26 protein-coding genes are annotated in these 24,849 nt (G+C 42.1%); 15 read left to right on the top strand and 11 right to left on the bottom strand.

What is annotated here, in order from left to right:
• Positions 1-38: 38 nt before the first annotated feature.
• Positions 39-1,949: a 1-deoxy-D-xylulose-5-phosphate synthase gene (gene dxs, locus FTU77_RS06925; RefSeq protein ID WP_180039458.1), complete on the bottom strand. Its 1,911-nt coding sequence runs from the start codon at positions 1,947-1,949 to the stop codon at positions 39-41.
• A 311-nt stretch (positions 1,950-2,260) separates the two neighbouring features.
• Here dxs and ribA point away from each other — a divergent pair, with 311 nt between their 5' ends.
• Positions 2,261-2,863 carry a GTP cyclohydrolase II gene (ribA, locus tag FTU77_RS06930; protein ID WP_180021583.1) on the top strand — a complete coding sequence of 201 codons (603 nt, stop codon included), beginning with the start codon at positions 2,261-2,263 and terminating at the stop codon, positions 2,861-2,863.
• Positions 2,864-2,957: 94 nt separating this feature from the next.
• Here the strand turns inward: ribA and hemN are convergent, their stop codons facing one another.
• Positions 2,958-4,331, bottom strand: coding sequence for an oxygen-independent coproporphyrinogen III oxidase (gene hemN / locus FTU77_RS06935; protein ID WP_180055401.1), 1,374 nt, complete (start codon positions 4,329-4,331; stop codon positions 2,958-2,960).
• A gap of 276 nt (positions 4,332-4,607) precedes the next feature.
• Here hemN and hemF point away from each other — a divergent pair, with 276 nt between their 5' ends.
• From hemF to aroE, 3 genes are all read left to right on the top strand, one after another.
• Complete coding sequence (gene hemF / locus FTU77_RS06940) at positions 4,608-5,549, top strand: oxygen-dependent coproporphyrinogen oxidase (RefSeq protein ID WP_180026069.1); 942 nt, start codon at positions 4,608-4,610, stop codon at positions 5,547-5,549.
• Positions 5,550-5,778: 229 nt separating this feature from the next.
• On the top strand, positions 5,779-6,000 hold the full coding sequence (locus tag FTU77_RS06945) for a hypothetical protein (RefSeq protein ID WP_078189308.1): 222 nt from the start codon (positions 5,779-5,781) through the stop codon (positions 5,998-6,000).
• 102 nt (positions 6,001-6,102) lie between these two features.
• A complete protein-coding gene (gene aroE, locus FTU77_RS06950) occupies positions 6,103-6,891 on the top strand; it encodes a shikimate dehydrogenase (protein ID WP_168379097.1) in 789 nt (262 codons plus the stop codon).
• 86 nt (positions 6,892-6,977) lie between these two features.
• On the opposite strand, the gene FTU77_RS06955 is transcribed toward aroE, so the two are convergent.
• Entirely contained in the window at positions 6,978-9,488 is a 2,511-nt protein-coding gene (locus FTU77_RS06955) for a hypothetical protein (protein WP_180055402.1), read from the bottom strand.
• A gap of 230 nt (positions 9,489-9,718) precedes the next feature.
• On the opposite strand from FTU77_RS06955, the gene FTU77_RS06960 reads away from it, so the two are divergent.
• Positions 9,719-11,542, top strand: a complete 1,824-nt coding sequence (locus tag FTU77_RS06960) for an acyl-CoA dehydrogenase C-terminal domain-containing protein (RefSeq protein WP_180055403.1) — start codon at positions 9,719-9,721, stop codon at positions 11,540-11,542.
• Positions 11,543-11,882: 340 nt separating this feature from the next.
• Complete coding sequence (locus FTU77_RS06965) at positions 11,883-12,185, top strand: hypothetical protein (RefSeq protein ID WP_180055404.1); 303 nt, start codon at positions 11,883-11,885, stop codon at positions 12,183-12,185.
• 42 nt (positions 12,186-12,227) lie between these two features.
• Here FTU77_RS06965 and FTU77_RS06970 read toward each other — a convergent pair whose 3' ends face one another.
• A complete protein-coding gene (locus tag FTU77_RS06970) occupies positions 12,228-12,635 on the bottom strand; it encodes a hypothetical protein (RefSeq protein WP_180055405.1) in 408 nt (135 codons plus the stop codon).
• Between the two features lie 133 nt (positions 12,636-12,768).
• Complete coding sequence (gene hemW, locus FTU77_RS06975; RefSeq protein ID WP_180055406.1) at positions 12,769-13,923, bottom strand: radical SAM family heme chaperone HemW; 1,155 nt, start codon at positions 13,921-13,923, stop codon at positions 12,769-12,771.
• 125 nt (positions 13,924-14,048) lie between these two features.
• Between hemW and FTU77_RS06980 the strand changes: the two genes are divergently transcribed.
• The 3 genes from FTU77_RS06980 to FTU77_RS06990 all read left to right on the top strand — a co-directional run bounded on the left by FTU77_RS06980 (position 14,049) and on the right by FTU77_RS06990 (position 16,462).
• Entirely contained in the window at positions 14,049-14,507 is a 459-nt protein-coding gene (locus tag FTU77_RS06980) for a DMT family transporter (RefSeq protein WP_180055407.1), read from the top strand.
• A gap of 41 nt (positions 14,508-14,548) precedes the next feature.
• Positions 14,549-15,907 (top strand): MATE family efflux transporter, encoded by a 1,359-nt coding sequence (locus FTU77_RS06985; RefSeq protein WP_306670494.1) that lies wholly within the window; start codon positions 14,549-14,551, stop codon positions 15,905-15,907.
• A 123-nt stretch (positions 15,908-16,030) separates the two neighbouring features.
• Positions 16,031-16,462, top strand: coding sequence for a hypothetical protein (locus tag FTU77_RS06990; RefSeq protein ID WP_180026075.1), 432 nt, complete (start codon positions 16,031-16,033; stop codon positions 16,460-16,462).
• Here FTU77_RS06990 and FTU77_RS06995 read toward each other — a convergent pair.
• A complete protein-coding gene (locus FTU77_RS06995) occupies positions 16,459-16,671 on the bottom strand; it encodes a DUF1737 domain-containing protein (protein ID WP_078189319.1) in 213 nt (70 codons plus the stop codon). The two genes, FTU77_RS06990 and FTU77_RS06995, sit on opposite strands and share 4 nt — an antisense overlap.
• A gap of 201 nt (positions 16,672-16,872) precedes the next feature.
• On the opposite strand from FTU77_RS06995, the gene FTU77_RS07000 reads away from it, so the two are divergent.
• Complete coding sequence (locus tag FTU77_RS07000) at positions 16,873-18,171, top strand: AarF/ABC1/UbiB kinase family protein (protein WP_180055408.1); 1,299 nt, start codon at positions 16,873-16,875, stop codon at positions 18,169-18,171.
• A 107-nt stretch (positions 18,172-18,278) separates the two neighbouring features.
• Positions 18,279-18,533: a type B 50S ribosomal protein L31 gene (locus FTU77_RS07005; RefSeq protein ID WP_180021564.1), complete on the top strand. Its 255-nt coding sequence runs from the start codon at positions 18,279-18,281 to the stop codon at positions 18,531-18,533.
• Between the two features lie 121 nt (positions 18,534-18,654).
• Here FTU77_RS07005 and crcB read toward each other — a convergent pair whose 3' ends face one another.
• Positions 18,655-19,038 (bottom strand): fluoride efflux transporter CrcB, encoded by a 384-nt coding sequence (gene crcB / locus FTU77_RS07010; protein ID WP_078189322.1) that lies wholly within the window; start codon positions 19,036-19,038, stop codon positions 18,655-18,657.
• Between the two features lie 168 nt (positions 19,039-19,206).
• Here crcB and FTU77_RS07015 point away from each other — a divergent pair, with 168 nt between their 5' ends.
• A complete protein-coding gene (locus FTU77_RS07015; protein ID WP_078189323.1) occupies positions 19,207-19,539 on the top strand; it encodes a HopJ type III effector protein in 333 nt (110 codons plus the stop codon).
• Positions 19,540-19,628: 89 nt separating this feature from the next.
• On the opposite strand, the gene FTU77_RS07020 is transcribed toward FTU77_RS07015, so the two are convergent.
• Both FTU77_RS07020 and FTU77_RS07025 read right to left on the bottom strand, forming a co-directional pair.
• Positions 19,629-20,054: a protease inhibitor I42 family protein gene (locus tag FTU77_RS07020; RefSeq protein ID WP_257223592.1), complete on the bottom strand. Its 426-nt coding sequence runs from the start codon at positions 20,052-20,054 to the stop codon at positions 19,629-19,631.
• Between the two features lie 73 nt (positions 20,055-20,127).
• Entirely contained in the window at positions 20,128-20,688 is a 561-nt protein-coding gene (locus FTU77_RS07025; RefSeq protein ID WP_180055409.1) for a hypothetical protein, read from the bottom strand.
• Between the two features lie 304 nt (positions 20,689-20,992).
• Here FTU77_RS07025 and FTU77_RS07030 point away from each other — a divergent pair, with 304 nt between their 5' ends.
• Entirely contained in the window at positions 20,993-21,619 is a 627-nt protein-coding gene (locus FTU77_RS07030; RefSeq protein ID WP_180055410.1) for a class I SAM-dependent methyltransferase, read from the top strand.
• A 47-nt stretch (positions 21,620-21,666) separates the two neighbouring features.
• Here FTU77_RS07030 and FTU77_RS07035 read toward each other — a convergent pair whose 3' ends face one another.
• Both FTU77_RS07035 and FTU77_RS07040 read right to left on the bottom strand, forming a co-directional pair.
• On the bottom strand, positions 21,667-22,260 hold the full coding sequence (locus FTU77_RS07035; RefSeq protein ID WP_180055411.1) for a hypothetical protein: 594 nt from the start codon (positions 22,258-22,260) through the stop codon (positions 21,667-21,669).
• Between the two features lie 55 nt (positions 22,261-22,315).
• Positions 22,316-22,786 (bottom strand): Holliday junction resolvase-like protein, encoded by a 471-nt coding sequence (locus tag FTU77_RS07040; RefSeq protein WP_078192492.1) that lies wholly within the window; start codon positions 22,784-22,786, stop codon positions 22,316-22,318.
• Positions 22,787-22,918: 132 nt separating this feature from the next.
• On the opposite strand from FTU77_RS07040, the gene FTU77_RS07045 reads away from it, so the two are divergent.
• Together FTU77_RS07045 and FTU77_RS07050 are read left to right on the top strand one after the other, a co-directional pair.
• Positions 22,919-23,563 carry a ParA family protein gene (locus tag FTU77_RS07045; protein WP_180055412.1) on the top strand — a complete coding sequence of 215 codons (645 nt, stop codon included), beginning with the start codon at positions 22,919-22,921 and terminating at the stop codon, positions 23,561-23,563.
• 150 nt (positions 23,564-23,713) lie between these two features.
• Complete coding sequence (locus tag FTU77_RS07050; RefSeq protein WP_180003496.1) at positions 23,714-24,835, top strand: AI-2E family transporter; 1,122 nt, start codon at positions 23,714-23,716, stop codon at positions 24,833-24,835.
• The last annotated feature ends 14 nt before the right edge of the window (positions 24,836-24,849 follow it).

A 24,849-nucleotide genomic window follows, 5' to 3' on the forward strand; every position in this document is an offset into this window, starting at 1 on the left:
GGGCTTTTAGGGAAAAAATGTTTCTAAAAATTAGAAATTCAACAAACCACTGTTTGCTTATGTTTTAGCCAGCTCTGTGTCACTGAAGCGCCAATGCCTTCAGCATCCAGTCCAGCCTGATGCAACATTTGAGCATGTGTTGCTTGATGCATGAACTCGTCAGCCAAACCTAAATTCAGCACAGGCTTAACCACGCCTGCTTGGGCTAAATATTCATTTACTGCACTGCCCGCACCCGCCATGACTGCATGCTCTTCAACTGTCACAAATAGTTGCGTACTTGCTGCGATTTGATCGATCAACTGTGTATCTAATGGCTTCACGAAGCGCATATTAATCACACGTACAGCCACATCTAGCTTTGTCGCTAAAGCCTGCCCTGCCTCTAGTGCCGCTTGAACACGACTACCAAAAGCCAGTATAGAAATGGTGTCATCTTGCTGATCATTGAAGTTTGCAACAATTTCACCACGGCCAATTTCAAGCTCAATCATCTCTTGCTGAATCTCAACACCCAGTCCATTACCACGTGGGTAACGTACCGCCGCTGGGCCTTTATACAAATAAGCCGTATGCAACATTTGACGACATTCATTTTCGTCTTTCGGCGCCATGATCACCATGTTTGGCACGGTACGCATAAAGGCATAATCATATGCACCGGCATGCGTTGGGCCATCTTCACCAACCAAACCTGCACGGTCGATACCAAATGTCACATCAAGATTTTGCAAAGCGACGTCATGAATCAGCTGGTCATAACCACGTTGTAAGAAGGTTGAATAGATTGCAACAACCGGTTTTACCCCTTCACAGGCCATACCCGCAGCCAAAGTCACCGCATGTTGTTCTGCAATGGCAACATCAAAGAAACGCTCAGGGAACTGCTTGGCAAATTGCACCATGCCTGAGCCTTCACACATCGCAGGAGTAATCGCCAATAAACGATCATCCTGTGCAGCTTCATCACATAACCACTGACCAAAAACATCTGAATATTTCGGTGCAGTTGCCACTGCAGCAGGTGCATTCACTTTACTGATGGCATGGTATTTGATTTGATCTGCTTCGGCAGGTGCAAAGCCTTTACCTTTTTTGGTATAGACATGCACTAAACGTGGGCCTCTGCGTTTTTTTAAGGCTTCAAACACATGTGTCAATTGTTCAACATCGTGCCCATCAAAAGGACCAAAGTAGTCAAAGCCAATGGCTTTAAATAGGTTGTCTGCAGCATCGGTCGCAGCACAATGTAGGCGTGAGTTATACGCCCATTCAGGATGAGGTTGAATATAGGCTTCGCCATTTTCAGAAATATTCACCGATTGACCACTTTCCCAAATCGCAGCCAAATGCTTAGCAAAACCACCAGTACTGCATGAGATCGACATATCGTTGTCGTTCAATACCACCATGAGGTCAGCATTGTGTGCCACCGCATCGTTCATGGCTTCAAAAGCCATGCCCGCTGTCATCGCGCCATCACCCACGATTGCAACCACATGACAGGGATCTTGCTTGAAGCGACGTGCCAATGACATCCCAAGACCAGCAGAAATCGCTGTTGATGAATGGCCTACGCCAAAGGTGTCAAATTCAGATTCTTCACGGGCAGGAAACGCAGCCAAACCATCTTTGGCACGAATCGTCACTAATTGTTCACGACGACCGGTCAAGGCTTTATGCGGATAGGCTTGATGACCCACATCCCAAATCAGACGATCACGTGGCGTTTCAAAACAGTAATGTAATGCCACGGTTAATTCGATCACCCCAAGATTGGCACCAAAATGCCCACCACTTTGTCCGGCCGCATACAAAATAAATTGACGTAACTCATCCGCCACTTGCTCTAATTGGCTGCGCTCGAGTAAACGAAGTTGTTGAGGATGGTTAATCGTATCCAGCAACGGTGTTACAGGGCGTTGAAATGGTATTTCTTTATACAGCATAATGTGGCAAAGCCTTCTAAAGCCTGGCAAATTCCTAAGCTCGGTCTAAATGGGTAACTCGATCATATCGTCGAATTGTATCACCTTACAATCAGCCAAACTTGTAGCGATGTAATTTTTAGCAATGATCTCGTTGGGGAGATTTTGAATGAGTCAGATTATCCTGAATAATCTTCCTATTTATCAACTATTATCGTTCGCTTTATACAAAAAAGAAAATGTTCTGCATAAATTCGTCGTTGCAATTCTACCAATGTCCAAGCATTACGCTATACTTTAGCCAATTTATAATCGAATAAACGGGTTAAGCAGTGCCTATAGAATTTGTCGCAACGTCAAGATTACCGACCGCTTTTGGTGAATTCAATATTACGGTTTTTCAGGATCCTGAAACCGGTGAAGAACATGTCGCACTCTCTAAAGGACTAGAACAAGCTCCCACTGAACCTGTTTTAGTACGTATCCACTCCGAATGCCTGACTGGTGATGCCTTCGCTTCACTTAAATGTGACTGCGGCCCACAACTTCAAGCCACCCAAAAATTAATTAATGAAGCGGGCCAAGGGGTGATTTTATATTTACGCCAAGAAGGTCGTGGTATTGGTTTAACCAATAAAATCCGTGCTTATGCCCTACAAGACCAAGGCCATGACACAGTGGATGCCAATTTATTATTGGATCTTCCTGCCGATGCACGTCGTTATGATATGTGCCCTATCATGTTGAATCATCTCAATATTACGGCTGTGCGTCTCATTACCAATAACCCATTAAAAATTGAAGCGCTCCAAGCGCAAGGCGTGAATGTCGTTGATCGTGTTCCGCTGACTGTGGGTTTAAATCCCTTTAACGAACAATATTTAAAAACCAAACATGATCGTATGTCGCATATGTATCAAAAGGACGATTTTTAAAAATCCTTTAAATTCTCCATAAATTAATCCCTCCAAACCTCCCTTTACAAAAGGGAGGCTTCCCCCTCTTTATTAAAGAGGGGTTAGGGAAAATTCAAATCGTCATCGAAAAAATACGATTTTCAGGAACACGACGTTTTAATCTTAAATCAAAAGCCATGCAGATATTGCGAACAAAAGGCTTGCCTGCGTCACGCACCTGAATGTGCTGATCAAAAATCTCGAGCAAGCCATCTTCTTGCATTTCAGCCAATTGCGCTAATACGTCATCAAGCTCAGTAAATTGCATTTCTGGACCTGCCCAAGAAGTTTGGAAACTACACATCAAATTGAGAATATGTTTACGGATGATTAAGTCTTCATCTGTCAGCACATGCCCCCGATAAACTGGAATTTCATTCGCTTCTAAACGTGCATAATAGTCTTCAATTTTCTTTTCATTTTGTGCAAAGCTGTACCAACTGTCACTGATCGAAGATAAGCCTAGACCAATCATTACTTGGGTTTTCGATGCGGTATAGCCCATAAAATTACGGTGCAAACTGCCCTGCTGAAAAGCTTGATACATCGGATCTTGGGTTAATGCAAAATGATCCATCCCAATTTCATGATAGCCATGCGCTAGTAACTTTTTTTTACCCTCTTCATAGCATTGGCGCTTTAAATCATCTTTCGGGACATCAGCATCTTTAAAACCACGCTGACCATTGCCCTTAATCCACGGCACATGTGCATAGCTATAAAAGGCTAGACGATCTGGCATCAAACGAGTGGTCTGTTCAATGGTATGCAACACATCGTTTAAATCCTGAAATGGCAGACCAAAAACCAAATCATGTGAAATAGAGGTATAGCCAATATCACGTGCCCACTGTGTTACTTGTTCAACATGTGCAAAGGGCTGAATACGGTGGATGGCTTTTTGCACTTTTTCATTATAATCCTGCACCCCATAGCTCACGCGTCGAAACCCAACTTCGTACAAGGCTTGTAAATGCTCACGTGTGGTATTGTTCGGATGCCCTTCAAAACTAAATTCATGTGCATCAGCAATATCTGCCTGCGCTAAAATCCCTTGAATCAACTGGGTGAGATGCTCAGGAGAAAAGAAAGTAGGCGTTCCCCCGCCCAAATGAATTTCTTTAATTATTGGCCGGTCGACCAAGAGCTGACAATATAAGTCCCATTCTTTCAGCACCGCCTGAATATAAGGCAGCTCCATCTCATGTTTTTTCGTAACTTTTTTATGGCAACCACAAAACGTACATAAGCTTTCACAAAATGGCAGATGAATGTACAGACTGATGCCTTCGAGGTGATTGCTCTCATCAAATGAACGCTTCAAGCCCTGTGTCCACTGTTGCAATGAAAACTCAGCTTCCTCCCAATACGGCACGGTTGGATAACTGGTATAGCGTGGACCTGGTACATTATATTTTTGAATTAAAGAACTCGCCTGCTGAGACATCGATGCACCATTTCAATCAATGAGATTCAATTTAAATCTACCTTATGATTATTGTGCTGAGCTTCAGAAGTGAATTCAACCTAGCAAATTTGTCGGAATAGCCCCAATTTTGGCCTGAGTACTTCTGCTCACTACGCAGGAACTTTTGGTTTAATCACTAGATTTCTAGATTTAAAGCAAAGAGCCGATGCTGAGTATCGGGAAAAATGCCTTAAGTTTTCACGTAATTTATGCTTTGATGACACTTATCTTTAAATTATTTTAATAAAGGTCACCATGCAGAATCCAACTTCAGCCGATATTCAACGTGTAGATGAATTCCTTCGCGATTTACAGGCACGGATTTGTGCCGCATTGGAACAGCAAGAACGTGCTGGTGGCGGAAGTGCCGAATTTGCGATCGATGACTGGGAGCGCCCTGAAGGTGGTGGTGGTCGCTCACGTGTTCTACAAAATGGGACGGTGATTGAAAAAGGTGGTGTGATGTTCTCGCACATCAACATTTCAAAATTACCTGCCTCAGCGACTGAACGCCATCCCGCTATTGCAGGTGCAAAAGCGCAAGCCATGGGCGTGTCATTGGTAATTCACCCGAAAAACCCCAACGTCCCAACCTCACATGCCAATGTGCGTTTATTTGTTGCCGAAAAAGAAGGCCAAGATCCGATTTGGTGGTTTGGCGGTGGTTTTGACCTCACTCCATTTTATCCAAATGATGAAGATGTCTTGTCTTGGCATCAAACTGCCCATGATCTCTGTGCCCCATTTAGCGATACGCTCTATGATGAACATAAAAAATGGTGTGATGACTATTTCTATCTAAAACACCGTGATGAACAACGTGGTGTGGGTGGTTTATTCTTTGACGACCTCAACCAATGGGACTTTGAAACCTGTTTCAAATATATGCAGGCCGTGGGTAATGGTTATTTAGAGGCGATTTTACCGATCTTCCAAAGAAACCAAGACAAAGCCTATACCGAAGCACAACGAGACTTCCAACTTTACCGTCGTGGTCGTTACGTTGAATATAACCTTGTCTATGACCGCGGCACCTTATTTGGCTTGCAAACTGGTGGACGTATTGAGTCGATTTTAGTGAGTATGCCACCTTTGGCGGGCTGGTCGTATCGTCCTGAATGGGAAGAACATTCTGCCGAGAAAAAGCTCACCGACTTTTATTTAAAACCGCAAGATTGGCTGAATACGCTGAAATAAACTGATAAACATGTATTCACCCCCTGTCCGTCAGGGGCTTTTTATTGCCTGATGATTAGAGTATTCATTTGTATGTAATATCTTGATGCATAAATAAATTTTTTAAGCATTTACTTTGTAATCAGATTGCTCAACAATGACACATCTTTTAAACAGCTTTAAGCTATGTCATTGCACAATGTGTCAATAAACTTATGGCTGTAATTTTCTTGTACGGAGTACAACGCACATGACACATCAAACACTCAATAAAAAAGCAGTCAGTCTTACTGCATTGGTGTTTTGGAGCTTTGCTGTTGTGCTGATTAGCGCTATCAGTACCAATATTTTTTCCGAAACGTCTTTGAATGATAATTTGGCTATTGGCTTCATGGTCGTGGCCCTCATTGGTTTAGTCATCAGTGCAGCGAGCATCTTGATTCAAAGCGTCCTAGATATTTGTAATCCTTAATTTTCCGCCTTTATTTCACGATTTTAAGACTGCCCGAACTTTAGCCATCCTCGGTTTTGGCGTATATTGTCTGCTCTTTCACATCTACATGGACGCTGTGCAATGAGCAAACAATTTGCCGTGATTGGCAACCCGATTGAACAATCACGCTCACCTGAACTTCATCATGCCTTCGCTGAAAAAACAGGCCTCGACATTCAGTACAGCAAACGACTTGCGCCACTCGATGGTTTTCAGCACAGTGTCGAATCCTTCTTTGCCGAAGGTGGCATCGGTATGAATGTCACTGTTCCGTTTAAAGAACAAGCCTATGCACAATGTGCCGTCCTTACTGAACGTGCCAAAATTGCAGGTGCGGTCAATACACTATGGATGCAAGATGGCACACTCCATGGCGATAATACCGATGGACAAGGCCTAGTCGATGCCATCCGTGCCTTAGATTGGAATTTAGAACAGACCGATATATTGATCATTGGTGCAGGCGGTGCGACACGTGGCGTGATTTACCCACTGGTACAAGCTGGGGCCAAAAAAATCGTCATTGCCAATCGTACTTTAGCGCGTGCTGAACAATTGGTCGCTGACTTAAAAACTGCCGTACCGAATGCCGAACTTGCAGCCATTGCACTCACTGACTTAGCAGGTCAATTTGATCTGGTGATTAATGCCACATCGGCCAGCTTAACGGGTGATGCACTGATTTTGCCTGAAGCTTTACAATTCACGCACGCCTATGAAATGGCCTATGGCAAACCGTCGACGTTTTTGGATCAAGCCAAAGCACGCCATGTTCCGACCTCAGAAGGTTTTGGCATGTTGGTTGGTCAAGCGATTGAATCTTTTTCCATTTGGAATGGCATTAAACCTGATCTAAAAGACTTTCTATAATTCAAAATGATTTGCTCAATTCACTTTCTGAGCAGGCTAAACACCTAAAAAAAGAACCTCGATTGAGGTTCTTTTTTTGATCCAACTTAGTTCTTGTGTTTTTGAATGGCCTTATAGGTTTCATAATAAGCCGATTGGCTGAACAACTCTTCGTGTTCTGCTGTTAGGCCTTGTAATGACGCTTCTGATAATTTTCCTTTGATATCATCAGCAAAGGCTTGCGCATAGATTTTTGATGCTTTCACCAAATGTGCTTTTTCAGTTCCTTCCAGTTCATAACTGGCTAAAAAGTTTTGTTGATATAAATGTGCAAAAATCGCCTGATCAGTCTTATAGGTTTTTTGCAATTGTTTCCACTCAACCTGAGCTTTGTACTCACCAATCCCCGACTGTACATAATGATTGACCGAAGAACCTAAGTCATCAAAGTCTTGATAGCGATGTAAAGCATGCTTATCACGTAATTGATTTAAACGTTTCAGCGCATTGCCTGTTGGTTCTTTTAACCCATCAACAAATCGATATGCATAAACTTCAGCAATTTCATTCAAATCATTGACTGAGTAATAACGCACATACTGAGCGCGATAGTTAGCAAATGCCACGACAAATGCCGCTTGATAGGCTTTCACTTCAGATTGATGGCGCTTATAACTTTGCAAAGCTACAATACTTAGATATTCAGGAAGTTCGATTTCTTCATTTGCAGCACGGACATCATCGACCGATGCAGTTTCTGCTTCAACAAGCAGAGGATCATTTCCCGTGATTGGTGCAAGCAGACCTTTCAACATATTTTCAAAGAGTGAATCTTTACTGACTTCCTCAATGGATTTTGCCTGTTTCATGGCTTGGCGATCAATTTTAGTCGCATTGCCATAATTCAAGATTTGGTTGCTACTTTTCAGCTTTAATTGACCTAAACGTGGCTCATTAAAGGCCAATTGATAGTCCATTACTTGGACGCGGCCTTTGTGATCTAAGCCTACATCCATCACAACATTCGAAGATGATTTATCCTGTGCATTCAGCACCTGCGCAATTTCAGCTTGATGCTTTTGCCATAATTGCTGAAATTGTTTTACATCGATAAGTTGTTCACTTTGATATTGCTGGAATACTGGTTTTAACTGCTCAACAGCATCCGAAATCTCTGAATCTGTATTGGATGCGTCCGCAGCAGAAGCCGATGGTACAGAATCTGTTTGCAGCGGTATCACCCGAACATCTTGATAATCCTGACACAGTGTGACTTTACCAATCGGCACCTGTTTGGTGTTCATCAAGGCCTGACAGACTTCCTCAGATAAATTCGCTGTTTCGTCATCTTCTTCGGAAGCCGCATAAGCTTCGGTTACTTCAGTATCCGAACTATAGGTTTCTTCGTCATCACCCGCGGTCGCCTCCGCATATGCACTTGCAGTATCGATCGCGTACTCAGCAGATTCAGCTGCAGAAGACGTTTGTTCTTCTTCCGTTTCATGTTGGTGATACATCAGGCCATGCATTTTCGCATTGAGCAGCTCATTCACACGTTCTACAGATGCATAAGCCGCATCATCGTCTTCATCCTCAACTGCTGCCGCTACTGCAGTCCCTCCCGCCGCTTCAGCCGCAGCCATCGCCTCTTCGGAAGCACTAAGATGCACAGCAGCGTCCACAGAGTCATCTTGCTCGGCGTCACTATTGCGCTGACCTTTGATTTGCGTGGTGTAATAGTTGGCGTTCACAAAATCAAAAAGTTCAAGCTGGGTGTAAAGCGCATCGAGATCACCCACATAGCGGATTTTTTTAGTCAGCCCTGCATTTTTTTCATCACGTGTTAAAGCAATATTTTGCACTTGATTCGGCTCTGCCAAGACATAGGGCAAAGCATTCATCTGTTTTAAATAGTCAGCAAATTTTTTCAAATCGTACTGAGCAATCGTCTCTTTATGTTTTGAAAAATCCACATAAGCCAAGCTGCTTTGGCTTTCGCGATTTACCATAAACGGCATGAACGCAAAGTAGTTGGTATAAAATTTATGTTGATTAAAATCAATGATCATCGGCAACTGTGCATTCACCTGCAAGGTCGGTTTTTGATAACTCAATTGCAAGGTTAAGGCAGCAAGTTTTTCTCTAAAATGTACTGAACCGCTATAGCTAAACTGTAAATCATTCAATACATTCAGCAGTGATTGAGCAATTTTAGATTGCGGAGAAACGCCATCCTCTTCATCGCTATAGCGCGCTGATGGTGGGATCGATTCATTGGCAATGGCTTGATAGAGCTGTTTCTTTTCTTTTTGGCTAAATGGAATATTTTGGGTTTTAATCAACTGATCAAGTTGTTTTTTAAGTTTAGGTTCCAGCTCTGGCTGTGTACTAGTTGCAGGTTTTGACTTGGTTTCAGGCTTTTTTTCATCGAACTGAATATCGGTTTGAATTGAAAATTGCCCTTTCATGTCATAACTGGCATTTTCAAACATTGCGTTTAAGCCTTGAGTGGCTTGTTGCCCGAGAGACTGCTCCGTTGAATTGGTTTTTATGACATGTTGAGCACACCCAGTAATGCTCAAACCCAGTAAACAAAGTGTTATATATTTTAATCGCATAATTGTACGAAAGACCTAAGTTCTTTATGATTTATTAAAAGAAAAAAATGATCAAAAGATCAACACCCAGTCTATCAGAAGTTTATTTTTCACATGTTGGTTAAATATTACAATTCGCCTTTCTGACATTTTTTAAGGGCGTATTCATCAATGTTTTTTTGATGAAATTATGAATAATCAAATCATCAATACAGATAATCCAAAAAAATTTAGATATTAGGATTAAGACTATGCCTGCATATAAAGCGCCTTTACACGATATTCGTTTCTTAATGAATGAAGTGCTCGATTACCCAGCACATTACAAAACTTTGTCTAATGGTGAAGCTGCTGATGCAGACACTGTCGACATGATTTTAGAAGGTGCAGCGGATTTTTGTGAAAACATCCTTTCGCCTTTGAACCAAACGGGTGATGAAGAAGGCTGTCATTTTGAAAATGGTGATGTGAAAACACCAAAAGGGTTTAAAGAAGCCTATGACCAATTTGTACAGGGTGGCTGGCAAGGTCTGTCTTTCCCTGAAGAATTTGGCGGTCAAAACTTGCCACAGTCGTTGAATCTCATCAAATCTGAAATGATGGGTACAGCAAACTGGTCATTCCAAATGTATCCGGGTCTCAGCGTAGGTTGTATCAACACCATTCTACAATTTGGTTCAGAAGAACAGAAAAACCAATATTTACCGAACCTTGTTGCTGGAACTTGGTCAGGCACCATGTGCTTAACTGAACCTCAATGCGGTACCGACTTAGGTCAGGTAAAAACCAAAGCGGAACCTCAAGCTGACGGTAGCTATGCAATTTCTGGTACAAAAATCTTCATCTCTGCGGGTGAGCATGATTTAACAGATAACATCGTGCATATCGTACTTGCTCGTCTTCCAGATGCACCTGCGGGCACCAAAGGCATTTCATTGTTCATCGTTCCAAAATTCCTTGTGAATGCAGACGGTTCAGTGGGCGAACGCAACCCTGTGACTTGTGGTTCGATTGAACACAAAATGGGGATCCGTGCTTCAGCAACAGCTGTGTTGAACTTTGACAATGCGATTGGTTACTTGATCGGTGAAAAACACAAAGGCCTACACGCAATGTTCACCTTCATGAACACTGCACGTATTGGTACAGCGATCCAAGGTATTGCACATGCTGAATTGGCATTCCAAGGCGCTCTTCCATATGCCAAAGAACGTATGTCTATGCGCGCACTTTCAGGTAAAAAAGATCCTGAAAAAGTAGCCGATGTGATTATTCACCATGCAGACGTACGTCGTATGCTTTTAACTCAAAAAGCGATCGCTGAAGGCGGCCGTTCAATGATTTACTATGCAGCTCAAATTGCGGACAAAATGACTGATGCTTTAACCCGCGGTGATACAGCAGCGTTTGAAGCACATGATGACCACTTAGGCTTCTACACCCCGATTCTCAAAGGTTTCTTAACCGAAATGGGTTATGAAGCTGCAAACCATGGTATGCAAGTATACGGAGGTCATGGTTATATTAAAGAATGGGGCATGGAACAAATTGTTCGTGACTCACGTATCTCTACTCTCTACGAAGGCACAACCGGTGTTCAAGCACTAGACTTGATTGGTCGTAAAGTTCTGCTGACCTCTAAAGGTAAAGTGATTCGTGACTACACAGCTGAAATCTTGAAGTTCTGTGGTCAACATGCACGTAACAAATACATGCGTCGTTTTGCGTGGGACTTAACGAAGCTTTGCGCACAGTGGAATGCATTAACGGTTCGTATCATGCTTGCAGCACGTAAAGACCGTGACATCGTATCTTCTGCTTCTGTCGATTTCTTAATGTTCTCTGGCTACGTGATGATGGCTTATTTCTGGGCACAACAAGCTGCCGTAGCTTCTGAAAAATTAGCAGAAGGCAATGGTGCAGAAGTTCCTGAGTTCTATAAAGCAAAAATCAAAGTGGCTGACTTCTACTTTGAACGTCTATTACCACGCTCACAAGGTCACGCTGAAGCAATGGTTAACCCATCGAAGACCATGACTTCTTTGGCTCCTGAACACTTCAGTTTTGATTACTAAGTTTTTCAATCGCTGAAAGATCAAAAAGACCGCTTCGGTGGTCTTTTTTTATGTCTACTCTTTTAAGTTTGATTCATCGGGATAACGAACAGCATTCTTAATTTCTTCATGAGGTAACAACAATGTATAACGATGAACTTTATATGGAGAAATATTGTTGTATTTTTCAACCAAAATAGAATACTTTATCGCCAAAATATAATTTTATTTAATAAATATTAAATACTTAAAGTGAATTTTACTCCATAATTTTAGCTTTACATTTGTATCTCATACAACTTCATATCTTCTCCACAGCCTCCCCCTATGATGACTTCATTGATTCATAGAGAGCGTAACCATGAAAAAATTGATGTCTTCATTGATGATTGGTCTGATTGCAACAACTGCGACAATGTCTGCAATGGCAGCGCCTGCATTCGATCATAAAAATCCGCTACCTGCTGCACACTTCGATAAAAAACCTGTACCGCCTAAAGCAACACATCACAAACCTGCTGGGCAGCAAATGGTGAAAAAAGAGCATCAACAAGCTCATGCAAAATTTGCCAAACAAAATCATAAGGCAGTAGCTTTTAAAGGCAATCAACACAAACCTGTTTCGCAGCATAAATTACCGCCAATGCCACCGAAACATCGTTAAGCTAAATTAAAAAAAGACCGCTCATGCGGTCTTTTTTAATATTTACTTTGCTTTATCAGCAATAAATTCTTTAATCTCTATGGGTTTATCTTTTACCAACTCAACAGTGCCTTCATTCACACCATTAAAGTTCTTAAAGTGAATTGAAACACCTTGGTCGTTGGCAAGTCGTACACCACTTCCTGAAACTCCTCGTTTCAATTCATACACACGATCAGAATTATCAGTCAATTGTGCGGTTTCAAAATTATCTTTGGTTTTTAACTCAAGGCTAAGATCTTGTGGCCCTGTAAAGTGAATCACTTGCTCATCTTGAGATACTGCAACATCGTTTGTTTGTGCAGTTGCGGTCGTTGCCTCTGTTGCAACATTTTGTTCTGATGGTGCTTTTTTATTGGTGCAACCCACCAAAGCTATAGTTAATAACGTCGCAGTTAAAATATATTTCATTTTCTGAAGTTCCTTTATGCCATGTAAATTCAATTATCAACTGAATAATTTCATACACATTCTGCAAATTACATTCGGAATATGAAAAATTACTTGTCGCTCAAATTTTAAAACAAGTTTGACATAGCTTTCATTACAGGAATTCTTCCAATACTGAATTTAAAAAGATATGTCCCTGCTCGGTACAAGACAAAAGTGTTGGATCACTGACCATCAATTTACGTTCACGTAATGAGTTCAATAACTCGGCAATCGGCTCTAAACTTTCCCCTGTACGCTCGCTATATAGCTTGGCTTCCACCCCATGATTTAAACGAAGTGCATTCATCATAAATTCAAAAGGCATGTCGGCTGCTTCGATGCGCTTAAACTGAAGATGTTCAGCAGGTACTTTGGCTAAATAGTCTTTCGGCAATCGGGTTTTTTGGAAACGATACACCCCGTCTGGCATGGTCACTTTGCCATGTGCGCCTGCGCCAATCGCCAAATAATCGCCAAACTGCCAATAATTTAAATTATGTGCCGACGGCTTTTCTTTACGCCATGCAGATACTTCATAATTGATAAAGCCTTGCGCTGTTAAATAGGCTTCGCCCTGTTCTTGAATATCTTCAAGCACATCATCGACAGGTAAAATCGGTTTTGTGCGGAAGAAAACCGTATTGGGTTCAATGGTCAACTGATACCACGACACATGCGTTGCGCCATTTTCCACAGCCAATTTCAAATCCAAAAGCGCTTGCTCAATGGTTTGTTCAGGCAGGCCATGCATCAAGTCGACATTTACCCGTTCAAAACCCGCCTCTTTTGCATGCTGAATGGCAGAAATCGCATCATCATTCGAGTGAATCCGCCCCAGTTTTTTCAGCTGCTCAGTATTAAAACTTTGCACCCCAATGGATAAACGATTGATCCCTGCCTCTAAATAACCGGCAAAAGGATCGTGCTCAACCGTGCCCGGATTGGCTTCTAAGGTAATTTCACAGCCCGCTTCAAATGGCACTAATGCTTTGAGTTGAGCAAATAACCATTGATAGCCTTTGGATGAAATGAGCGATGGTGTACCCCCACCAATAAATACACTATGAATCAAGCGACCCTGAGTAAAATCGAGTTGCGTTTTAAAGTCTTCAACCAACGCCTGTAAATATTCTTGTTCTAAGTCTAAAGACAATTCACCATTCGGCACCGCATGCGAATTAAAGTCACAGTATGGACATTTGCGCACACACCACGGCATGTGAATGTATAAAGATAACGGAACAACTGCAGGATTTAATTCAGCCAAGGAAAATGCTCAAAAGGAACAAAAGAAGTAAGCGCATTTTAACATGACTGCATCAGAGCGCTTATGAAAACTCATCCACAATACAGTAGACTAATAAAATTAAAGAAGAATTAGATGATTAGAAGATGAAAATAAGCAGCCATTTATTGTACTTACTGCCGCTCGCGATGGGTGTTGGTATCGCCATGACCATTCAAACAGCGATCAACAGCCAATTGCGTGAATATTTATATTCACCGCTGCAAGCTGCCCTTTTTTCTTTTTTGGTTGGTACAATAGTCCTCGCCTTTATGGTGTTTTTTCAATCGGCCGAAAAACCGGACTTTGCAAGTTTTGCTCAAATCCCTTGGTATTTATGGCTGGGGGGATGTTTGGGTGTTTATGCCATCAGTATCAGTATTTATACCGCACCGAAACTGGGTTTTTTATCCCTCTCCGGTCTGATTATTTTTGGACAGATCTTAATGTCGATGGTAATTGACCATTTTGGCTTGCTCGGCACTGAAAAAACCCCGATTAACTGGCAACGCTTATTGGGTGGCGTGGTGATTTTTATTGGTGTGCTTCTCACTTTCCAACGCTAAGACCTCATTCCTAAGCACCTCACAAGAAATGAGTACATTCTGTGTCTACTGTCACGGCTGTAACAAGCAGCAAGTATGAATTAAAACAACTGTTTCATTTAATGATCCCGATATTGATCACGCAGTTTGCGCAAGCGGGATTTGGTCTCATTGATACCATCATGGCTGGACACATGTCCGCTAATGACCTTGCAGCCATTGCGGTCGGGGTCGGCTTATGGATACCAGTCATGCTGCTGTTCAGCGGCATTATGATTGCCACCACCCCATTGGTGGCCGAAGCCAATGGTGCTCGGACGCCTGAAAAAATTGCCACCATCGCCCGTCAGTCTTTGTGGGTTGCATTATTTTTAGGGATCATTGCCGCATTAGTCTTACAAGCTATGCCGCTGCTTTTACCGTTATTGGGTGTCCCTGAAGTATTACTTCCGAAGGCGAGCTTATTCTTACACGCCATTAGTTTAGGTATGCCTGCTGTCACCATGTACGCAGCTTTACGTGGTTACTCAGAAGCATTGGGGCATCCACGTCCAGTCACTGTGCTGAGTCTGCTGGCCTTATTGGTGTTAATTCCACTGAACTTTATTTTTATGTATGGTTTAGGCCCAGTCCCTGAACTGGGTTCTGCTGGATGTGGATTTGCCACCGCGATTTTGCAATGGTTAATGTTCTTTGCTTTGGCGATGTACGTTTTCAAAGGATCGGCCTATCAAAAAACCCAACCTTTCGCTGCTTTTGAAAAAATGAACAGTGAATGGATCAAACGTATCTTAAAACTTGGCTTTCCCATTGGCCTGGCCATTTTCTTTGAAGTCAGTATTTTTAGTACAGCCGCTATTGTTTTGAGTCCCTTAGGCGAAGTTACCATTGCAGCGCATCAAGTCGCCATTTCGATTACCTCGCAATTGTTTATGATTCCCATGTCACTGGCGATTGCGCTGACCATTCGAGTTGGTACCTATTATGGGGAAAAGAACTGGCTAGCGATGCGAAAAGTCCAAAAAGTTGGGATGTTGACAGGAACGGTATTTGCCCTGATTACTATGCTGTTGCTTTGGCTTTTACGTAATGAAATTGTGTCACTGTATACTAATGACTATGATGTAACTCAGCTTGCCGTGTATTTGGTCTTGTTCGCGATTGCCTATCAGTTGATGGACGCATGGCAAGTCAGTGCCGCAGGGTGCTTACGCGGTATGCAAGACACCAAAGGACCAATGTGGATCACCATGATCGCGTATTGGATCATTGCCTTCCCTGTGGGAATCTATCTTGCACGCTTCACCACGACTGGTGCTGCAGGCGTTTGGATTGGCCTAATTGTGGGTCTGACTGTCGCATGTATACTGCTACTTACACGTTTATTTATGATGAATAAACGTTTAGCACAAGCGGGATAAGCCCTAAAATATCATATAAAAAGTTATTTAAAAATACGGCTACGCTATGCAGAAGATTAATTCAAATTAACTCACTGCATAGCAACACCATAAATAAAAAGCACGAAGAAGAGGAAAATAAACATGTCCCATGTATTTCGCTCGATCAGTCTCTGTCTGAGCTTAGGCTTTTCCATGTCACTACAGGCTGAACAAACGATCAACCGACATGAATTTCCTTTGTATCACGCACCCATCAAAGTCCAATCACAACCCGAATTTGATTACATCAATCAAGCACTTTGGACAGCCTTTCGCTTTTATCATGAACAACAAGCAGACTCATATACCGCACGTTTAAAATTAAGTTGTCAGCAGTCTGGTATGGCGTATACCTATCAGGACTTCATCAAGGCCAATCAAAAGTTTGCCTCTGCGGACGATCAGGATTTTATCGTGACGCAAAACCTCATCACATTGAATGAAAATTTACACCATAACCAATGCAGTAAATATCTCGGTCCACATTTAGAACTGGAAAAAACTGAATCTAGCGAAGCAGCAAAAGCCAACTAATTAAGCGCCTCGATGGCATTTTTTAAACCTTGTGGCACTTGGCTGTCGTCCTCTACGTCTTTCACGATCGCCTGCCCGACAATCACATCTGTCCCATTAAAACTCATGGTCGGTGATCCATACAATTCATAGCCTTCATTTAAAGCTTTGGTCACACGGGCACAGAAATTGACATCATCTTTACCGGTTAAATAGCGATACACTTTCATCGTTCAGTTCTCTTCTAGCGACGCGATATTTTAAACCATTCAGCACGTGGCTTAAATTTGCCTGAATTATTTTCAGTATTTACATTTTTGCCCATCATTTTATCAATGGAAATAAAGTCTTAACAATTTAAAGTAGGCAGTTTGTGTTTTGTCGCCTATGATCGGTATTAGATAATAAATGATGATCTTGAGGAACATCACATGGCAAAAACGGCTAGCACACCGGGTCGTCGCTTTATGAAACTTGCCAGTATGACGGCAAGCATTGCTACTAAAACCGTTTCCAATTCCATCCGCAATATCACTGCCGATGAAGAACAGAAAAATGCATCTCGCAGTAAACTTTTTCAGGACATCGGTCTGCAAATTGCAGACACTTTGGGTGAAATGAAAGGTGCGGTGATGAAAGTCGGACAAATTGCCTCGCAGTACAAAGACATTTTTCCACCTGAAGTCGCAAAAGCCATTAGTAAATTACAACGCCAAGCGCCAGCCATGCCTTTTGCTGAAATTAAGGCCCAAGTAGAACAAGAACTCGGCAAACCCCTCGCGCAAATTTTTAAAAGTTTTGAAGAACAACCTTTTGCCGCTGCATCCATTGGGCAGGTGCATAAAGCCGTGTTACCTAATGGTCAGCAGGTTGTAGTGAAAGTCCAATATCCGGGTGTCGAAGAAGCCTGTGACAGTGACTTAAAACAAGTTCGGCTTGCACTTCGTCTGATGGGCGTATTGAAAATTGATCGGAAGTTACAAGACAAGCTATTTCGTGAAATTCAGGACAGTTTGGATAATGAACTAAACTATGAAATTGAAGCACAAAACTTAGATGTTGCGCGTGCGTTTCATAGTGCGCTGGATGACAAAATCATTATTCCACAGGTCTATAAGGATTATTCTTCACGTCATATTTTGACTCTAAGTCTAGAGCTTGGCGACAGTATAGAAACTGCCAGCACATGGTCACAAGAAACACGAAATGCCTTGGGAAGACGGTTATTCCGTGCCATTGGCCGTGAAATTTTCTTCCTTAAACGTTTCCACTGTGACCCACATCCGGGCAACTTCGCCTTTCGTGAAGATGGTTCAGTCATCGTATATGACTACGGCGGTGTGAAAACCCTGTCTCCTGAAATCGTGTCGCACTTTAAGCAATTGATCAATGCTGCACGCAAGCACGATATTCCACTGATGGAACAGCAACTCGATGCCTTACATTCACTCAATGAACTCGGTAAATTCCCTGCGGAGTTGTATGAACAATGGCTGGAAGTGCTGATGCGTCCGCTGACCACACAATATGACTTTGCTGAAAACTCCGCGCACCATGACGGGGTAGAATTAATTAAGCCTTCTCTTAAATATTGGGATGTGTTTAAACCGTCGCCAGACACACTGATGGTGAACCGGACTGTTTCAGGACATTATTGGAATTTGATTCATTTGAAAGTGAATGACAATCTCAATGATCTCTTTGATGAGTTGGTCCCACCTAGCGCTTAAGGGAGCGTAAAGCGCTGATGATTGCCCGATGAATTTCGGGCAATATTTGCATTTTTAATTGTTATGTTATAACATTTCTTTAATCAATAAATTTAAGGAACAGAAGAATGCGTGCCAACATCCATCCCGAATACCGTGAAGTGCTCTTTCATGACACCAATGCCAATACCTTTTTTGTCATTGGCAGTACCTTAAGCACCAATCAAACCAAAGAGTTTGAAGGCAAAACTTATCCCTATGTGACACTCGATATTTCAAGTGCATCACATCCTTTTTATACAGGTGAACAACGTCAAGTAAATAATGAAGGACGTATTGCGAACTTTAATAAACGCTTTGCGCGTTTCAAACGCTCACAATAAGTTCAGTTTAGATTAAGTTTTTTCTTTTAAAATTAAAACATTAAAGAAGTTCAGGGTTCCCCTCCTCCAGCCTGAGCTTCTTTTTTTTATGTCTGAAATTTTGTGGATTTCAAGCGTTGTTTTAAACATCTATTTTTAAAATCGACTGAAATAAGTAATATCCCAGTCCCAATACGATGACGCCAATCACCACACTGGAAATGGCATAACTAAATGCCAGCCCACTTTGCCCTTGTCTAAGCAGTTGGAAGGTTTCTAAGCCGAAACTTGAAAATGTGGTAAAGCCACCTAAGATCCCAACCATAAGCAATAAGCGTGCTTCATTTTGTAGAACGGGATATTTTTGGCTAAATGCAAAAAACACACCTGCACAAAAGCAACCTAAAATATTCACCCACCATGTTGCCCATGGAAAGAGCACGGTTGGCTTGGCCAATAACAGTCCTGCTGCATAGCGAAGTGTTGCCCCAATTGCGCCGCCACATGCGACCAAAAGCCAGTTCATAGTTGTCCTACTTCAACATCATTGGTATCTACAATTTAGGCAACAGACTGCCTAAGGTCGCCCTTCAATATACACGCATTTAATTTACGCAAATAGTGTTAAATGTTTGGGCCAAAGCTTGCTATAGTCTGCAACACTTTGCGGTATTTTTTATTGAAAGAGGACATTATGGCTCAGGAATTATTAGATCAACTTCAAGCAGGGACTGCGAAATTTTCAGATGTGATTGCATTTATTGAAGCGCGTTATAACCACACAGCAACCGCTTTTACCAATGGCAAACAAGCCAATGCAGCAACTGAAAACCAAGGCAGTGCCAAAGTATTTTCTTTTGCCCAATTGAATGGTCTAAACCAAGCTGAAACCTTAAGTCTTTTTGCTGAACATTATGCTGCTGTATTGGCAACACCAGACGCAACTGACCACCAAAACATTCGCCAATTTATGCAAAATGGTTGGGAAGGTATTCAATTTGACGGTCAAGCGCTCAGCGCGAAATAATGCCTAGGTAGACGTTCTAAATCAGTTCGTCTGCAATAAAAAAGCCAGTACAAATACTGGCTTTTTTTATCGTTGGTCATCAGTTCAAATCAAGACACTCGAACTCTGCAAGTCCATTCAGCCATCGCGGTTTTTTCCCAAGCTCGTGCATGCTTCAAATGTAGTAATTCTTCACCCGCAGTCGTTGCGGTAAAACGATAAGTTTTTTGACCACCGGCACCAAGCACTGGTGTCGTATCCGCAGCAGCTTGTTGTTGAGCTGACTGAAACACTTCTTCAACTTTAAAAAGTTTCGGTTGCTCAGCCAAAGACCATACATACCCAGTACTTGGATTTTCGTTTAACAGCACTTCCAAAGTCTGTCCACGATCCATCTCAAGCAAGGTCGGACAACTTTGCTGTTCAGTAAATACATGGGTTTTCCCATCTACAGTTGAACTCATACTGGTACATCCACCAAGCGCCAAACTACTCGCCATCATTAGACTCAAAATAAACTTTTTCTTTATCGTCATTTTCATCATCAAATTATTTTACCTTGAATCTAATGCACACCGATTTCAAATACGATCTCGATGCAATCGAAGTTTAGCCTTTAACTTTTTCAATCCACTGAATCGAACTGACACGAAAAACCTCACAAGCCCCATCACCCGTATCTGTTGGGGTCAAAGATGAAGTCCAAACCAAATCTTTGTCTTTCACCTCAACCAAATCCCCTTTTAAACGCACAAGATCACCACGTTTTACTTGAGTAATTTGTTTCGCAATTTGCGGGTTTGCAGGAATGATGTGCATATTCGACACCATCATCATGGCTTGCTTTTGCGGTACAGGAACGCGATCCATTTTCCAATTTAAGAAACGGTCATATTGATTGACTGAAATCGTACGAGCTATTTCTGGCTCTGCAAATAAACCCCAACTGACCGCATAATCGATCGGAGAAAATTTTGCTTGTTTATCTGTTTGATAGGTTTTTGAACCTAAAATTCGGAAATCACCTTTAAATTCTTTCAAGGTAGAAATTGACTGGCCTTTGGCAACAGGTGCTAAGCCTTTGGCAATATTATAATCTGAAGACGCTTGGACACCGACATTCAATAAAAAGCCTGCAAGCACAGTACTTAATGCAATTCGCTTGATCATCGCGTTATCCTCTTACCCTGTAATACTTCACATTACTCAATTTTAATTCTGCAATTGAGCCGACTTCATCTATACATAATGCCCCAACCTGAACATGAGCTTAAAATCCCGTAGGTTGAGCGTGATGAATGTCGTTTTCACTAGTTGTAACTCTATATTACGCACACAGTCTGCATAAACCTTATGAACTTGGTAACAAAATGCTGTTATTCAGTCAATTGGTCCATATCCACGCCCTACCACATGATTTAAAATTAAAAAGACATGATTTACACTTTAAAAAAAGCCAACAACAATACTCGCTATGATTTATAAATTTTATCAACAACACATTTTTCCGCATCTTTTAAATCAAGTCATGCAAGTACCAAGCTTGATGGATAAACGACGCGAACTCCTGTTAGCCGTATCTGGTGAAGTACTCGAAATTGGCTTTGGTACAGGTTTGAATTTAGCGTTTTATCAAAATGTCGATACGGTTTTTGCCCTTGAGCCCAATCCCGATATTTTTCATTTAGCTGCTGAACGTGTACATGCCGCGCCCTTTGAGGTACAGCATATTTTAGCCGGTGCTGAAAAATTACCCTTTGCAGATGAAAGTCTAGATCATGTCGTGAGTACATGGACCTTATGCAGCATTGCCGATATTGAAACTGCGCTTGAAGAAATCTACCGCGTCCTTAAACCAACAGGGACATTTCATTTGGTTGAGCATGTACAACACAATGAAAATGGGAAAATTAAGCAGTTACAACACCTACTGACGCCCATTCAAAAGAAAGTCGCGGATGGCTGTCATCTGGATCGTCATATGCAAAAGTTGCTTGAAGATGCCCAGTTTGAATGTTTTGAAACGCAGTATTTTGATGCTGAAGGCATTCCAAAAATTGGTCAGCGCATGTTGCTCGCCCGCGCACGGAAGTTGAGTTAAAGCGTCCAAGGCCATGTTTAAGCACAATCAAATCTAAATAAAAATACCTAGTCTTTGATTAATCGAATGGCATTAATTTTTAGGATATGACAGGGCTTTTTATTCAACACATTAAAGGTGCTATACGACTTCCCTGTTTTGGTGGAATGCACATCCACCCATTCACCCAAAATCTCCACACGATCCCCTGATTTTAAACGGCGAATACGATTTGCGACGTCTTCGGATTGAGCAATCACACTGACATTTTGCAATTCGGACTTGAGCTGTTCAATTTGTGTCGAGGGCAAGTCTTTCGCTTGTACGTTAAAACAGCGGTTCTGCTGCGACCATTCAAGATGATATTTTAAAGACTGGAAATCATTTGCGCCTGAACTCAGTAGCAGATCAATATTGCTAACATAGGCCAAGTCTTGAAAGCCACCCACCACGGTCGGTGCTGCCGGATGTAATGTACGACTACTGGCACTGTAGTAGCGTTTATCCAACAGCAAATATTCACCGGAAAATGCCTGAGTCGCTGTGACCTGAAAATTTTTCAGCACACCAGTCTGCTCTAAATGTGGAATGGCACGAAAATATTCAGACCATATCCACAGCATGAGCGCAAAAACGGCTGCAGTCGCTAAGAGTTTTTCCATGTGGATATTCTGTCCTTATTACTTTTCGACGGTTCTGAGGCTGAGTCACGCGAGCTTAAATATGCTCAAAATCAATTCGGATGGTTTCAAAACGTACTCGCCCTTCGGCAATGGCTTGAGCAATCGCTTGTTGCCCTTTGGTCAAACGTGCCCCACCACTTTTAATATCAATCAGCACCACTTCGATGTCTTCAGCGAGTCCATCGCCATCACGAAAGTCAGTGTAGCCATCAAAAACCACATAATCGATCGGGTCACCGAGAAACTTTGCATCGCTAGGTAGATACTGAAATTCAGGCATGATCGGCGCCATTTGTTCGGCCATTTTGCCTTTTAAAACAGCACGACTGGTATTTACACTGCGTTTTTGTGCATGGGCCAAGGCCTGCTGATGTTCCAATTCTAGTTCTGCAATATATTGCTCGTATTCTGCCTTAATCCTTCCATTGCGACTGCCACTTAAAATTAAGGTGGTCAGTACAATCCCAATACACGCGCCAATGAGCATGGCCATCCAGACAGACATTTAAAATTCCTAATCTTTTTAATATATTACAGCGAGGCGTATAGAAAAAACTTAGACTTTGGTTCTTTGTCATATTCCCCGCATTAAACAATGATATGCTAGGGATGAGCAGAATAAAATCTATTTAGGTCGATGAAAACGATATTAATTGCCAATCAAAAAGGTGGTTGTGGCAAAACCATCACAGCAATCAGTTTAGCCTCTGCACTTGCGCAAAAAGGTTATAAAGTGGCCTTGGCAGATGCTGACAATCAAAAGTCTGCACGTCAATGGCTCAAACAGCGCCCAGAGACTGCCGCCCTGATTCAGAGCCTAGATTGGCGTCATGAAAAGTCGATTGGTGATGTACCAAAAGGGATTGAATATCTAATTATCGATGCACCGGGTGCGTTATCGGGTGAACATGCAGATCAGTTGGTCAGTGAAGCCCATGCCATCATTACCCCGCTACAACCATCTTTCTTTGACATCGACTCGACCCGTCGTTTTTTAAAGCATTTGCAAGAAATTAAACGGATTCGTAAAGGTAAAGTCCAAATCTTATTACTGGCCAATCGTGTTAAACCCAATTCTGCTCATTCCAAAGAAATTCAAGATTTTTTCAATAAAGTTGAACAACAGCCCGTTGCTTGGATTTCTGAACGTACCGCTTATGGTCAACTTGCCATGCAAGGTCTTTCAGTTTTTGACAAAACGCAAAAATTGTACCTCGGTATGCAACAACAATGGCAACCTGTGCTCAATGCCATTATTGAAGACGAAGCCGAGTGGTTTTAACCCATCATTCCACATTTCGCTGATATAAAGGCCAATCTTGCAAGGATCTAGCCTGAAAGATATTCACCATAAGTTAACAAGCTCTCGTTTTCGGGAGCTTTTTTTTCGGTTAAGATTGAACACAACATGATGAAAAAATCAGAGCACGCATTGCCAACGTTCGCACCTACATTACAAAAAGTCTTATTGTTCGGATTATTTTTTATCCTGATTTTTTTGAGCTTTAGCGTACTCAAATACTTTATTGTGCCCGTCGTTTGGGCTGCGATTATTGCTTATATGACATGGCCGCTGTATCAATCAGTACATCGTTTTTGTGGCAATCGTGCAAATCTAAGTGCGGCGCTGATGATCTTACTGGTGGTACTCGTGGTGGGTCTGCCGGTGATTTTTGCAATCTTCTTGTTACAACATGAAGGCCGTAACTTGTATTTTGAATTACAAAAGCAAGTTTTCTCTGGTCATGTCAATGTGCCTGATTTTATTCGCCAACTGCCGTTTATTGGTAAAGAAGTCAGTCGTACCCTGCATGAACTGAACAATGATCCAAACAGTATTATTCAATCGGTACAAATTTGGATTCAGGGGCATTTGAACTACGGTAAAGTTCTGGTCGGCGAAGTCAGTAAAAATATCTTTAAGCTGTGTTTTGCCGTGATGTCTTTATTTTTCTTCTATCGTGATGGTCAAACCATTTTAAGTCAGGTCAGTAAAGCCCTCGAAATGGTGATCGGGCCACGTATTCATCATTATCTTGCCACTATTTCGGATACTACACGTGCCGTAGTGTATGGCATCGGTCTTACCGCCATTGCCCAAGCTTTACTTGCCGGTGTTAGCTATTTTGTCGCCGATGTGCCTAACCCAATGTTATTAACCATCATTACCTTCATGTTGGCACTGATTCCTTTTGGCCCACCGATTTCATATACCGCTGTATCGTTGTGGTTATTTTCACAAGGTCAAACCATTGAAGCCATTGGCGTCATGGCTTGGGGTGTTTGTATCGTGAGTACGGCCGATAACGTGATTCGTCCTTTAGTAATTTCAGGGGCAACGCAGATTCCATTCTTATTAATCATGTTTGGTGTTTTGGGTGGGATCGCCAGTTTCGGTCTTGTCGGTTTATTTATCGGTCCAGTGATCTTGGCGGTACTCTTGGCGATTTGGCGTGAATGGTTGCATGAAACCCAAATTGAACCCGTCATGATGCCCAAAGCAACATTGGCACATAACTTAGACAATATGGATGATAAGCCTGAACAACCTTAATTCAGGCTTGAATT

It is taken from the genome of Acinetobacter sp. YH12142, assembly GCF_013418435.1.
In the GTDB taxonomy this organism is placed as follows: Bacteria; Pseudomonadota; Gammaproteobacteria; order Pseudomonadales; family Moraxellaceae; genus Acinetobacter; species Acinetobacter amyesii.